Source organism: Streptomyces sp. NPDC048275, assembly GCF_040652275.1.
In the GTDB taxonomy this organism is placed as follows: Bacteria; Actinomycetota; Actinomycetes; order Streptomycetales; family Streptomycetaceae; genus Streptomyces.
This window is the reverse complement of record NZ_JBEZLR010000027.1, coordinates 59,040-72,309: the sequence shown is the minus strand read 5'-3', so window position 1 is coordinate 72,309 and position 13,270 is coordinate 59,040. Positions and strand designations below refer to the sequence as shown.

General features: G+C 72.7%; 7 protein-coding genes. 1 reads left to right on the top strand and 6 read right to left on the bottom strand.

Going from position 1 to position 13,270, the window contains the following annotated elements; translation table 11 throughout:
- Positions 1–10 precede the first annotated feature (10 nt).
- Both AB0D57_RS18495 and AB0D57_RS18490 read right to left on the bottom strand, forming a co-directional pair.
- Positions 11–1,663: a trypsin-like peptidase domain-containing protein gene (locus tag AB0D57_RS18495; protein ID WP_362073328.1), complete on the bottom strand. Its 1,653-nt coding sequence runs from the start codon at positions 1,661–1,663 to the stop codon at positions 11–13.
- Positions 1,660–2,010: a CU044_2847 family protein gene (locus AB0D57_RS18490; RefSeq protein WP_362073325.1), complete on the bottom strand. Its 351-nt coding sequence runs from the start codon at positions 2,008–2,010 to the stop codon at positions 1,660–1,662. The genes AB0D57_RS18495 and AB0D57_RS18490 overlap by 4 nt, the downstream gene beginning before the upstream one ends.
- Before the next feature lie 230 nt (positions 2,011–2,240).
- On the opposite strand from AB0D57_RS18490, the gene AB0D57_RS18485 reads away from it, so the two are divergent.
- Positions 2,241–5,855, top strand: a complete 3,615-nt coding sequence (locus tag AB0D57_RS18485) for a S8 family serine peptidase (protein ID WP_362073322.1) — start codon at positions 2,241–2,243, stop codon at positions 5,853–5,855.
- A 75-nt stretch (positions 5,856–5,930) separates the two neighbouring features.
- On the opposite strand, the gene AB0D57_RS18480 is transcribed toward AB0D57_RS18485, so the two are convergent.
- The 4 genes from AB0D57_RS18480 to AB0D57_RS18465 form a co-directional block, all read right to left on the bottom strand.
- Complete coding sequence (locus AB0D57_RS18480) at positions 5,931–7,277, bottom strand: carboxyl transferase domain-containing protein (protein ID WP_362073319.1); 1,347 nt, start codon at positions 7,275–7,277, stop codon at positions 5,931–5,933.
- Positions 7,270–8,787 (bottom strand): acyl-CoA synthetase, encoded by a 1,518-nt coding sequence (locus AB0D57_RS18475; RefSeq protein ID WP_362073316.1) that lies wholly within the window; start codon positions 8,785–8,787, stop codon positions 7,270–7,272. The genes AB0D57_RS18480 and AB0D57_RS18475 overlap by 8 nt, the downstream gene beginning before the upstream one ends.
- Positions 8,788–9,103: 316 nt before the next feature.
- Complete coding sequence (locus AB0D57_RS18470) at positions 9,104–10,327, bottom strand: SWIM zinc finger family protein (RefSeq protein ID WP_362073313.1); 1,224 nt, start codon at positions 10,325–10,327, stop codon at positions 9,104–9,106.
- A complete protein-coding gene (locus tag AB0D57_RS18465; protein ID WP_362073310.1) occupies positions 10,324–13,185 on the bottom strand; it encodes a DEAD/DEAH box helicase in 2,862 nt (953 codons plus the stop codon). The genes AB0D57_RS18470 and AB0D57_RS18465 overlap by 4 nt, the downstream gene beginning before the upstream one ends.
- Between the last annotated feature and the right edge of the window lie 85 nt (positions 13,186–13,270).

Here is a 13,270-nt window from a genome sequence, read left to right as displayed (position 1 = left end):
CTGTCGGGCTTCAGGTGAGGGGCGAGCTCAGCGGGGCGGCGGGTTCGGGGAAGCGACGGGGGTCGTCCCACAGGAGCTGCACGTCCTTCGCCCAGTGCCGGTCGGGATCGTCGGAAGCCTCCACCGCCTCGCGCAACGCCAGGATGTGGCGGGGAAGTTCGACCGGGGGCAGCCCGCCGACGTACGCGTCGATCTCGTCGAGGAAGTCGCAGCTCCCGTCGTGTCCGGGGCCGCCCGCGCAGCCCGTGCGGGACCAGAGCAGCACCGGGACCGGGGCGTTCAGGGTCACGTCGAAGCGTTGCCCGGCGCGGGCGGGTGGCAGGGAGAAGGCGGCGAGCTGGGCGTCCTCGTGCCGCAGCCGGAAACGGAGCTTGGTCGGCTTCTCGTCGTTCGCGCAGTCGATGCGGTGCAGGGGCGCGCCGGCCCGTCTCTCCAACGCCTCCCATTTACGAGACAGTTGATGCCGCACGCCACCGCGGCGGCGCGTCCGGTCGGTCACGACGAGCGGGTACGCGCAGCCCAGCGGGGTGTCGTCGTCCGCGCCGCGCGCCCAGTGCGCGACCGGCTCGTCGAGCCAGGCACGGGGCAACACGAAGGCAATCAGTTCCTCGGCATCCGGCTCCAGTTGGACGAAGGCGTCGTCGATGCACTCCTGGACGTACGCCCGTACACCGGACCGCGGCAGCCGACGCGCGCCCACCGGCCGCCGCGTTCCGGCGCGGTACGCGGACACCACGACGTTGACCTGGTCGCCGCCCGCCCCGCTGTGGTCGATCTCGATGAGGATGGGGGACCACGAGGGGGTACGGGAGGGCGCGGACGGTGCGTCCAGCAGCTCCGCCAGCCGGCCGGCGAACCGGGCGAGGGCCTGTGGGTCCGCCACTTCCCACAGCACGTACCAGGCCGCCGCCCACAGGGAGGCGAACCCTTCCTCCGGCAGCGGCGGGCCGAAGGGGCCCACGGCGTCGACATACAGCCGGTTCGGATCGCAGCCGAGCCGTAGCCGCTCCGCACGCTGCACCAGGGTGCGCAGCCGTTCCTTCGAGACCGGCCGGTGCTCGGGCGTGGGGATCAGCTCGCCGAGCCCCGGCCAGTAGCGGGCCATGACATGGCTGGGCAGCATCCGGCCGTTGCGTACGTCCTTGGCGCCCGAGGCCGCTGAGACCATGCCGACCACCCTGCCGTCCGCGAGGGTCACCGCCGCGCCGCTGAACCCGGCCGCCAGCGGTTGTCCGTGTGCGCTCCACGCCTCCAGCTGCACCCACTCGTCGGCGATCAACTGGTCGGAGGTGGCCCGGTATTCGGCGAGCGTGCCCTCGTCGTAGCCCCTCGGGAAGCCGTAGGCGATGAGCCGGGGGTACGGGTCGGCGTACGCGTCACCGGGCGGGGCGAAGACGGCCGGGGCGAGCGGCACCGCACGGTCCAGTTCGAGGACGGCGAGGTCGCCGGGGTCCGTCTCACCCCCGGCCCAGTCGCCGCGCGAGATCACCGTGGCGGACAGCTCGCCGAGCGACCGGTCCTGCGGGAAGGAGACCGTCACCGTCGACGCCCCGCTTCTGCGGACGACATGCGCGCAGGTCAGGACCCGGCGTCCGGAGACCAGGAAGCCCGCGCCGACCTCGCCCCCGCAGACGATTCGCGCATGCCAGGACGTGCTGCTCATGACCGCGCGGCGGTCTCCGGGGAGCCGTCGGACCGCCCGGGCGACCAGGACAGCTTGACCACCAGGTGGCCCTCGACCGCGCTCTTGGCGATCAGCGCGCCGGCCTCCGCGGTGAGTTTGACGCCGAACTCGATCTCCACCGAGTCGGGGCGCAGGCTCCCGTCGCGGAACACGCTGAGCGCGGACTCCGCGGCGGCCCGTACGCCCTCCAGGGAGCCCTCGAAGGTGCGCGCGGCCTGGACCGTACCGTCGGCGCGGGAGACCAGTCGGGAACCGGACCCGTCCTCGATGCCCTCGACGACGACCAGCGTCCCGTCGTCGGTCTTGAACTCCACCAGTCCGTCCATACGAAACCCCCGTCATCCGTGCCCCTTGAGCATCTTCATTGTTACGGACGGTGCTTGGGGCTGTCCCGGTTTCCGCGGCTCGCGCCCGTCTGTCCTGGCGTGCCCTGGCGTGTCCTGGCGGGAAGACGCCAGGGCGCCTTCCCGCCAGGTCGGGTCAACTTCCCCGCAACACAAGCCCCCTGAGACTCATCGCAGCACCAAGGTCTGTCGGCAACAGAGAGAGGGCACCGATGACCAGAGGACCAGCGAGACGCGGGGCGGCGCTACTGTCAGCCGGACTCGTGCTCGCCGTACTGCCCATGGGGCAGGCGGGCGCGCAGAACACCGTCACCCCGGTGTCGACGCGGGCCGCCTCAGCTGCCCACACCGTCACCCTCGTCACCGGCGACAAGGTGACCGTCACCGACCTCGCAGGCGGCAAGAAGACGGTCACCGTCGAGCGCCCCAAGGGGGCCGCCGGCGCTGTGCGCACGCAGGTGGCGAACGGCACCGTCACCGTCGTACCGGACGAGGCGCTGCCGTATCTGCGGGCGGGCACCCTCGACCGGCGGCTGTTCGATGTGAGCGAGCTGATACGGCAGGGGCTCACCGACAAGAAGACCGACGAGCTGCCGCTGATCGTGACGTACGACCGGACGGCACGTACGGCCACCCCGCGCGGCGCCGAGCGGACGCGCGCGCTGCCCAGCATCCGGGGCGCGGCCCTCGCCGCGGACAAGGGGCGGACGTTCTGGCGGGCGGTGACCCGGCAGGCGGGCATCGACAAGGTCTGGCTCGACGGGCGGGTCGAGGCCGACATGGCCGAGAGCAATGCGCAGATCGGCACGGAGCAGGCCTGGGAGGCCGGGCTCACGGGCAAGGGCGTCACGGTCGCCGTCCTCGACACCGGCGTCGACGCCGACCACCCCGACCTGGCCGGCCGGATCTCCGCCGGCAAGAGCTTCATCGAGGGGCAGGAGGTCGCCGACCGCAACGGCCACGGTACGCACGTGACGTCGACGGTCGGCGGCAGCGGTGCCGCCTCCGACGGCAAGGAGCGGGGCGTCGCGCCCGGCGCCACGCTCGCTGTCGGCAAGGTACTCAGCGACCAGGGCTCGGGCAGCGACTCGCAGATCATCGCGGGCATGGAGTGGGCCGCGCGGGACGTGGGCGCCAAGGTCATCTCCATGAGCCTCGGCTCGACCGAGCCGAGTGACGGCACCGACCCCATGGCCGAGGCCGTGAACACCCTGTCGCGGGAGACGGGCGCGCTCTTCGTCATCGCCGCCGGCAACTCCGGCGCCTCGTCCTCCATCGGCTCGCCCGGTGCCGCCGACTCCGCGCTGACCATCGGCGCGGTGGACTCCGCCGACCAGGCCGCCTACTTCACCAGCGCCGGCCCGCGCTACGGCGACAATGCCCTCAAGCCCGACCTCTCCGCCCCGGGCGTCGACATCCTCGCCGCCCGCTCCGGGCTCGTGGCCGGCAGCGGTTCGTACACCTCCATGAGCGGTACGTCGATGGCGACGCCGCATGTCGCGGGGGTGGCCGCGCTGCTCGCAGAGAAGCACCCCGACTGGACCGGCGCGCAGCTCAAGGACGCGCTGATGTCGACGTCCGAGCAACTCGACGCGTCCGTCTATGTGCTGGGCTCGGGACGGGTGAGCGTGCCGGACGCGGTGGGCGCCGAGGTCACCGCCACCGGGAGCGCCCATCTCGGCTTCTACAGCTGGCCGTACGACGCGAACAAGCCTGTCACCAGGACGGTGACGTACGCCAACTCCTCTGACTCGGCCGTCGAGTTGAACCTCGCGGTGGAGGGTGCGGTCGACGGGGTCGCGACCCTCGCCGACTCCACGCTCACCGTGCCCGCGCACGGCACCGCGTCCACGACGGTGACGGGCGACGGCTCCAAGGCGCCCGTGGGCGAATCGTCCGGCCGCATCGTCGCCTCCGTGGCCGGGACCCCCGTCGCGCACACCGCGTTCGGGCTGGTCAAGGAGGAGGAGCGGTACACGCTCACCGTCCACGTCAAGGACCGTGCGGGCGAGCCGGCCTCGGCCTATCTCGCGGTGCAGCGGCTGACTGCGGGCGTCGCCCCGTACTCCGCCTTCGTCGACGACTCCGGCACCCTGGAGCTCCGGCTGCAGCCGGGCACGTACAGCCTCACGTCCTTCCTCGATGTGCGGGGCAGCCACGGCGCCGACTCGCTCGGGATCGGCTTCCTCGCGGCGCCCGAGATCACCCTCGACCGCGATCGCGACGTCACCCTCGACGGGCGGCAACTCCGGGAGATCCGGGCCGAGGTGGACCGCCGGACCGAGACCCGGCAACTGCTCATGGAGTACGACCGTAACGCGGGCGGCTCCGACCTGTTCGATGCCGTCCAGGTGCCCGTGAAGTACGACAGCATCTTCGCCGCGCCGACCCCGAAGGTCGCGCAGGGCAGCTTCGAGTACCGGACGGTGTGGCGGCTGGGGAAGCCGTTGCTGGAGGTGAAGGGCATCGGTGCGGCGACGGTGCAGCCGGGCAGCACGCTGACCGAGGGGCGCAGCCGGCTGCCGCTGGTCGATGTCGGGGACGGGCCGTTCACGGGGGTCGAGGGCAAGGCCGTACTCGCACGGCTCGGTGAAGGCGTCGAGCCCGCCGCACTCGCTCAGGCGGCCCAGGACGCGGGCGCCAAGGCGCTGTTCGTGACCGACGACGCGGCCGGGCGGCTCAACGCCTGGTTCGGGACCGAGGACTACGCCGTCCGGCCGCTGCAGATCGCCACGGTGAACGCGGCGGACGCGGCACGGTTGCGGGCGATGGAGCGCGTCGACATGACGGGCACGCGCAACACGCCGTATGTGTACGACCTTTCGGAAGGTCACCAGGGAGCGATCCCGAACGGGGACCTGACCTACGAGCCCGGCGCGCGGGAACTCGCCGTGCTGGACACCAGGTTCTATGCCGACGAGCCCGCGTCGGGCGGCGAGTTCCGCTACTCGCTCACCGATGCCTTCCCCATCGGTATCGGCTTCCGGGAACGGATCGACTACCCGGCCGAACGGACCGACTACGTCTCCACCGGCGCCGGACAGTTGTGGCACGAGAGCGTGAACGTCCAGGACGGCGCGCTGGAGGAACGCGGCGGCCTGGTCCGCTACCGCGGGGGCGCGCACACGACCCTCGACTGGTTCAAGCCCGTCCTGCACCCGTGGCTCGGCACCGGGCTCGGCTGGGGCCAGCAGCGCGCGGGCAACCAGATGCAGTTCAACACGCCCGGCTGGGGCGATTCCGGACCCGACCACACCGGCTTCGGCGACGTGTGGAGCGGGGACAACGGGATAACCCAGTTCACGGAGGTGTACCAGGACGGCACCCGGGTGGACCGGCGCATGGGCTCGGGCGCGTACTACTGGGACGCGCCCGCCGACGAGCACACCTACAAGGTCGTCACGGACACCGCGCTCGACCCCGAGCGCTGGAAACTGTCCACGAAGGGTCACTCCGAGTGGACGGTGAGGTCGGCGGCCACGCCCACCGACCGCTGGACCTATCTGCCGCTGATCAACCTCGGCTACGACGTCGACACCGACCTCGCGGGCGATGTGCGCGGCGGCAGCCGGGTGTCGATGGGGATCTACGCCGAGTACGTGAAGGGCGCGTCGGACACCGGAACCCTCGGCGGCGGCAAGCTGGAGGTGTCGTACGACGACGGGAAGACCTGGCAGGCGGTCCCGGTCAAGGGTGAACGGGCCTCGTGGAAGGGAACGTTGACCGTGCCCCGGGACGCGAAGTTCGTCTCGCTGCGGGCTTCGGCTCAGGACGACCGGGGTGGCTCGGTGAGCCAGGAGATCATCCGGGCGGTGGGGGTGCGGTAGCCGGCCTCACCGGACCCTCGTGCAGACGGCGTCGGCTCCCCTTGGGAGGGGGGAGTCGACGCATGCCCTACCTTCTCAAGCGTTCTCCACGATGCCCCGGATGACTCCCAGGTCCAGCAAGTCCTGGGGCCTGATGCGGAGGTGGTCCGCCGTGGCGCGCACTTCGCTCGCGGGGCGCTTGAGGATCGCGGCCGCGAGCTCCGGCGCGATGACGGAGAAGTAGCTGTCCGGCGCGGCCCAGGTGTTGCCGGGTGCGGCCAGCGCGAGGGCGCCGCCCGAGCCGCCCTCGCCGATCACCAGCGTGGTGACGGGCGTTCGGGCGGTGGCCACGGCGGCGAACAGGTCCGCGATCGCGGAGCCCGCGCCCCCTTGCTCGGCGTCCGCGTCGTTCGCGGCGCCCGGGGTGTCGACCAGCGTGAGAACGGGGATGCCGAGCCGGCCGGCGAGCCGGATCAGCCGGGCCGCGGTGCGATATCCGGCGGGGCGGGTCGCGGTCCCGCACTGCGCCGCGTACGCGACGGTCCGCCCGTCGTGCGCGAAGCCGAAACCGCACAGCATGCCGTCGTCGGTGCCGCCGCAACGGTCACCGCTGATTGCCGCGCGTCGCGTGAAGTACGCGTCCAAGTAGGCGGCGGCGCGAGGGCGTTCGGGCGAGCGGGCGCGCCGCACGGCGTCCCAGCCGGTGCCGGGAAGGTCGGGGGCGCCGAGGGCGAGCGGGGGAGCCGCGGCCGGGGGGTGGGGTAGGGGCGGCGAAGGCGTGAGCAGTTCGAGCCAAAGTGTCATCGTCTCGCTCAAATGATCCTCCCGTACGACGGCGTCCACCGCGCCGGCCGCCACCTGCGCCTCGGCCGTGTACGCCGCCGGGTCCGCGTCGGGGGGCCGGACCCGGGAGCCCGCGAAGCCGACCTGGGCGCCGGGCAGTGCCAGCGTCACGTCGGAACCCGCGCCCAGCGTGGCCCAGCCGCCGCCCGTCGTCGGATCCCGCAGCACGGCGATCTGTGCCAGCCCCGCCTCGCGGGTGAGCGCCGATTGCCGTGCCACACGCTGGAGTTGGGTGAGGGCGAGCATGCCCTCCTGCATCCGGCTGCCCCCCGTCGCAACGAGCGAGACGACCGGCAGCCGGTGCTTCCGGGCGTAGGTGTACGCCGCTTCCAGCCGGTCGCCGGTGCGCTCACCCAGCGAGCCGCCGAGGAAGCCGAACTCGAAGGCGATCAGCACGGCGCGGGTGGAGCCGATGAGCGCGCTGCCGCAGACGACGGACTCGTCCTCGCCGGTGCGGGCGACGGCGCGGGCGCGCGAGTCGTCGTAACCCTGCCAGGACAGCGGGCCGTCGGGCCTGAAGTGCCGTATGGCTATCGGAAGTTCGGTGAACTCGTCGCAGACCAGGGCGATGGCCTCGCGGGCCGAGAGGCGCTCAGTCATTCTTCAGGGCTCGCTTAAGGATCTTGCCCATGTCGTTGCGGGGCAGGGACGTGAGGAAGTGCACGGTACGTGGGCGCTTGTGCGGGGCGAGACGGCGGGCCACGTGGTCGGAGAGTTCGCGGTCGAGGCCGGGGCCCGCGGGCTCCACCGGTACCACCCAGGCCACGATCCGCTCGCCCAGGTCGTCGTCCGGCTCACCGGTGACGGCGGCCTCGCGCACGGCGGGGTGTTCGAGCAGCGCGTTCTCGATCTCACCGGCGCCGATCTTGTAACCACCGCTCTTGATCAGGTCGGTGGCCTTGCGGCCCACGATGCGTACGGAGCCGTCCGCGTCGCGCACCGCCATGTCGCCCGTACGGAACCAGCCGTCCCCGGTGAACGCGGCGGCGGTCGCGTCGGGCCGGTTCAGGTACTCGGTGAAGAGGTTCGGCCCGCGCACCTGGATCTCGCCGACCGTCTCACCGTCGTACGGCCCCGTGGGGTTGCCGTCGGCGTCGCGTCCACCGGTGGGGTTGCCGTCGGAGTCGTACGAGGCGAGCGTCGTCCCGTCCTCCTCGACGAGCCGCAGCTCGACGCCGGGCAGCGGTACGCCGACGGTCCCGGGCCGCGCCTCCCCGTCCACCCTCACACTCGTATTCATGAGGGTCTCCGTCATGCCGTACCGCTCGACGACCCGGCGTCCGGTCGCGGCCGTGATCCGCTCATGGTCGTGCACGGGCAGCGCGGCGGATCCGGACACGAGCAGCCGCGCCCGGCCGAGCGACTTGGCCAGCTCCGCGTCCTCCTCCAGCGACTCGGCGAGCCGGTGGTACATCGTCGGCACCCCGAACAGCATCGTCGCCCCCTCGCCCAGCTCCCGCGCCACGCCCTGAGCGCTGAACCGCCCCAGATGCCGCACCGACCCGCCGCGCCGCAACGGCCCGAGCACACCCAGGATCAGCCCGTGCACATGGAAGAGCGGCAGCCCGTGCACGAGCACGTCGTCGCCGGTCCACTGCCAGGCGTCGGCCAGCGCGTCCAGGGTGGAGGCGATCGCGCGCCGCGGGATGACGGCGCCCTTGGGCGGGCCGGTGGTGCCGGAGGTGTAGACGATGAGGGCGGGGGAGGAGGGGTCGAGTTCGGCCCGCACCTCCGGCGGTACCGGGCCGGTGGCGTCCACCGCCACATCGATCCGCTCCCACTCACCCACCGGGCCCGGGAGCGTGTCCCCCGCCCCGGCCAGCACCAGCGACGGCGCGCTGTCCGACAGGATGTGCCCCAGCTCGGCCTCCCCCGACTTGGGGTTGAGCGGCACGGCCGGCACCCCGGCGAGCAGCGCGGCCACCACTGCGACGGCCGTCTCCAGGGACGGCGTCGCCCACACCGCGACCCTCCCCCGCCCCTCGAGCCGCGCGGCCAGCTCACCCGCCGAGGCGGCGAGCTGCGCGTACGTCAGGGACCGGTCGCCGAAGCGCAGGGCGGGCCGCGCCGCGGTCGAACCGCTGACCAGGGCCGGGAAGAGGGAGGACACGTGGGGTACTCCTTGCCGGTGGGGACGCCGGTGGGGCGCCCGTAGGGACGTTCTGCGGGTGACAGTCACCACCGTTCCTACACCAGGGCGATGGAAACCTGCCGGAGCACGGGATCGATCGACGGAAGCGGGAGGCAGATCACACGAGGACGCTCCGGAAGTGGGTGGCGACCGGGCCACCACACCAGGTTGGAATGGGGGCCGTGCGGAGTCACAGCGGGGTGAGGCAGCGAACGCCGCCCGTTCTCGGTGGATCCCCCGCCGTATCCGGTGACGGTCGACGCCATGCTCGCCACCGCTGCCGTTACGTCTTGGTTCACTGCCAGACCGCGGTGAGCGCGGCGACCGGGTCGGCGTCGGGCGGTGCCGCGGGCCACCATTCGCCGTCGTCGTCCCGGAGGTAGGGGTACCAGCGGGCGTCGGGGCCCAGCCGCAGCTGGATGCCGTGGTCGGTGAGGGTGAGGCGGTTGCGCCAGGCCCTGAGGAGGACGGGAGCGGTGGTCATCTCGGTGAGGGCCGTGGTCAGGGCGGTGCGGGCGGCCTTCATCGTGGCCGGGTCGGGGGTGTGAGGGTGTTGGGCGATGGTGAGGCCGGTGGGGCCGCCGTGTCGCCAGGCGCGAGTGAGGCGGGCGAACGCGGTCGGGCCGGCGCCGGTGTTCTGGATGAGGCGGTGGAACCACTCGGGTCCGGGGTCGCTTGCGGCGATGCGTACCGCGTCCTGGTGCTGGGTCAGGTGCAGGTTCGTGGTGTCGCCCGTGAGGAGCTGCGCGGCGCGGGCGGCGGCGTCGGTCATGAGGCGCCCCAGGTCCGTGGTGGCCAGGCCGCTGCCGGGCGGCGGGGTGACGGGGAGCGCGGCCGTGTGGGCTGCCGGTCCGGGAGGTTCGGGCAGTTGGGGTGCGTGTTCGGCCCAGCGGGTGTACGCGGCGGCGGCCGGGATGCCTGCCGCCGCCGGTTGGCTCGCGGTCTCCTGGGGTGGCGTACGGAGTGCGCGCAGCTGGGTGAGGACTTCCTCGCGGCTGCGGCCGCGCAGCGCGAACAGCACGAACGGGTCGGTGTCGAGGGTGGCGGCCACGGCGTAGCAGAGGGCGGCGGCGTGCTTGCAGGGGTATCCCCAGTCGGGGCAGGAGCAGTCCGGGTCGAGTTCGGTGGGCTGCGGGAGAAGGGGGACACCCGCCTGGCGGGCGTCGTCGACGAGTTCGGTGGGCATCTCGCCGTCGAGGAGCGCGGCGAGATGCCCGGCTCGGGCCGCGATGGTGTCGAGGAGGGTGTCCCACTGAGTGTCGGTGAGGACGGGAAGGCGGACCGAGGAGCGGTACGGGCGCGGCCTGCTGCCCTGGACGGCGGCCTTGACCTGGCCCGGGGCCACGGTGGCCGGGCCGACCATGCCCTTGCGGGCGTAGGTGCGTCCGCGGGACAGACGCCCGGAGTCCAGGGTGGAGTCCTCCAGGGCCGCAACCCATGCCTGCCCCCACCAGGTCGTGGCGAAGCCGCGCCTGCCGCGAGCCGGTGCGCGGCGCGGTCCGGGGACGGAGGGGCTCATGACTGCCTCCCCAGGGCGACGAGTTCGGCGAGGTCGGCGTCGGACAGTTCGGTCAGGGCGGCCTCACCGGAGCCGACGACGGCGTCGGCGAGGGCGCGCTTGGATTCCAGCAGCTTGGCCACCTTGTCCTCCACGGTGCCCTCCGCGATGAGCTTGTGCACCTGAACGGGCTTGTCCTGGCCGATGCGGTAGGCGCGGTCGGTTGCCTGGTCCTCGACGGCCGGGTTCCACCAGCGGTCGTAGTGCACGACGTGGGTGGCGCGGGTGAGGTTGAGTCCGGTGCCCGCCGCCTTCAACGACAGCAGGAACACCGGCACTTCACCGTGCTGGAAGCGTTCCACCATCTCCTCGCGTCGTGCGACGGGGGTGCCGCCGTGCAGGAAGAGGGTCGGGATGCCGCGCTCGGTGAGGTGTCTCTCCAGGAGGGCCGCCATCTGCTTGTACTGGGTGAAGACCAGCACCGACTCGCCCTCGGCGGTGATGGTGTCGACCAGTTCGTCGAGCAGGTCGAGCTTGCCGGAGCGGCCGTGCAACGGCGTGGACTGGCGCAGGCTGTGCTCTTTCAAATACTGGGCCGGGTGGTTGCAGATCTGCTTCAGCGCGGTGAGCAGCTTGAGCACCAGGCCGCGGCGGGCGATGCCCTCGGATTGCGTGATCTTCGCCAAGGTCTCGCGGACCACCGCCTCGTACAGGCTGGTCTGCTCGGCCGTCAGCGAGACGACGCGGTCGGTCTCGGTCTTGGCCGGCAGTTCGGGCGCGATGCCCGGATCGGATTTTCTGCGGCGCAACAGGAACGGACGGACGAGACGGGACAGGCGCTCGGCGGCCGCCGAACCCTCGCCGTCCCCGGCTCCCGACTCGATGGCGCGGGCGTGCCGGTCGCGGAACGCGGTGAGCGAGCCGAGGAGTCCGGGTGTGGTCCAGTCGAGGAGCGCCCACAGTTCGGAGAGGTTGTTCTCCACCGGGGTGCCGGTGAGGGCGACGCGGGCCCGGGCGGGCAGGGCGCGCAGTTCGCGGGCGGTGACGGCGTAGGGGTTCTTGACGTGCTGGGCCTCGTCGGCGGCGACCAGCGACCAGGCGGTTTCGGCGAGGACTGCGCGGTCGCGGCGCAGCACTCCGTAGGTGACCAGGACGATCTCGTCGCCGGCCAAGTCGTCGAGGTGGCGGTCGCCGCCGTGGTAGCGGCGTACGGGGGTGGACGGCGCGAACCTGGCCGCCTCGCGCTGCCAGTTGCCGAGCAGGGAGGCGGGGCAGACGACGAGTGTGGGGCCCGCGGTGGCGGGGTCGGTCTGGCGGTGCAGGTGCAGGGCGAGAAGGGTGATGGTCTTGCCCAGGCCCATGTCGTCGGCGAGGCAGCCGCCGAGGCCGAGTTCGCACATCTCGGCCAGCCAGGCGAGGCCCCGCTTCTGGTAGTCGCGCAACGTTGCCTTGAGCGCGGCGGGCTGTCGGGCGGGGGTACGGGATTCGGGATCACGGATGCGGGCGACGAGGTCGCCGAACTGGTCGACCGCTGCACAGGGGATCGGCTCGCCGTCCCTTTCCACCTCGCCGGTCAGTGCGGCGCTCAGTGCCTCCATGGGGGTGAGTGGTTCCATCCGGCGACGCCTGGCGCGGGCCACCAGCTTCGGGTCCGCGACCACCCACTGGTCACGCAGCCGGACGAGGGGGCGGTGGGTCTCGGCGAGGGCGTCCATCTCGGCCTCGGTGAGTGGCTCGCCGCCGAGCGATACCTGCCAGCGGAAGTCGAGGAGTGCGTCGGCGTCGAGGAGACCGCCCGCGCTGGAGCCGGGGGCCGTGCGCTGCCCGATCTCCGCGGTCGCGGTGAGCGCCTTGACCAGCTCGCGCGGCCAGTGCACGTCGATACCGGCCGCGCGCAGCGCGTCGGTGGCGTCCCCCAGCAGCTCGAAGGCTTCGTCGTCGGTCAGCCGGAGCTCATCGGGGGCAGCATCCTTCAACAGCCGATGGAGCGGGGGCCAGACACGGGCACCGCGGCGCAGCGTGAGCAGTGTCTCGGTCTCGGCGCGCGGGCCGAGCAGCCGCTCCACCGCGGCCGGCTCGCTCCACAGCCGTGCGGCCTCGACGACGAGCCCCGGATCCGCCACGGTATGCAGCTGCAGGGCGGCCCGGAACTGTCGGCGCCGTCCCTCGGGCAGGTCGACGCGCAGCGAGACGCCGACCTCGGCGGTGAACGCGGCGGTGGTCTCCTCGGCCCACTCGCGCAGGGCGGGCACGGCACGCGTCTCGCGCCAGGCGTACGGCACCGCTCCCATGGCGAGTGGCGCGGCCGGAGTACGGACCAGGTCGTCGGCGACCGCGTCGCAGAACTGGCGTACCAGCGAGGCCGGTTCCGTGATCCGCAGCGGGGCGGTACCGGGCTCGGGCAGACAGTGGGCGTGGGGTGGGAAGGCGGCGGCGAGGGCGTCCAGTGTCTGCCGCTGGGCGGCGGTGAAGGGGCCCGCCTGCCAGGTGTCGTAGCCGGCGGCGGTGAGGGTGGGATGGAGACGGCCGTCGGCGAGCAGCCGCAGCGCGAAGCGGGTGGCGGCCTGCCAGGCGACGGCGGCCGGGTGCGGCGGTCGGGATCCGGTCAGCGCGGCGACGGCGAGAGCCGCAGGGAGCGCGTAGCCCGCCACTGTGCGGCGTCTGACGGAGCGGCCGTGCGGCAACACCAGCTCCACCGACGCGGTCTCCACGCCCGTGGGCGGCATGCCGGCTCCGCCGGTCGACCCGGCCGGCTTCCAGAGCAGCAGCCGTCCCAGTCGGGCCGGCTCTCCGGGAAGGAAGACCGCCGCCCAGCCTTCATCGAGCAGAGCCCGTGCCCAGGCCGTCGCCTCGCTCGTGGTCGGCGCCGGCGCGCTCATGGGGGCCCTGGGCGACCTTCGTACGACGATCTGTACCACTCGATTCCGCCCCATCGTCTGCCTGTCGGACGCCACCGCCCCGCTC

What these genes read in the sequence shown, in the direction of transcription:
- AB0D57_RS18470 (WP_362073313.1), bottom strand. Translation starts at nt 10,327, where the DNA reads ATGAGCCCCTCCGTCCCCGGACCGCGCCGCGCACCGGCTCGCGGCAGG.
- AB0D57_RS18495 (WP_362073328.1), bottom strand. Translation starts at nt 1,663, where the DNA reads ATGAGCAGCACGTCCTGGCATGCGCGAATCGTCTGCGGGGGCGAGGTC.
- AB0D57_RS18485 (WP_362073322.1), top strand. Translation starts at nt 2,241, where the DNA reads ATGACCAGAGGACCAGCGAGACGCGGGGCGGCGCTACTGTCAGCCGGA.
- AB0D57_RS18490 (WP_362073325.1), bottom strand. Translation starts at nt 2,010, where the DNA reads ATGGACGGACTGGTGGAGTTCAAGACCGACGACGGGACGCTGGTCGTC.
- AB0D57_RS18465 (WP_362073310.1), bottom strand. Translation starts at nt 13,185, where the DNA reads ATGAGCGCGCCGGCGCCGACCACGAGCGAGGCGACGGCCTGGGCACGG.
- AB0D57_RS18480 (WP_362073319.1), bottom strand. Translation starts at nt 7,277, where the DNA reads ATGACTGAGCGCCTCTCGGCCCGCGAGGCCATCGCCCTGGTCTGCGAC.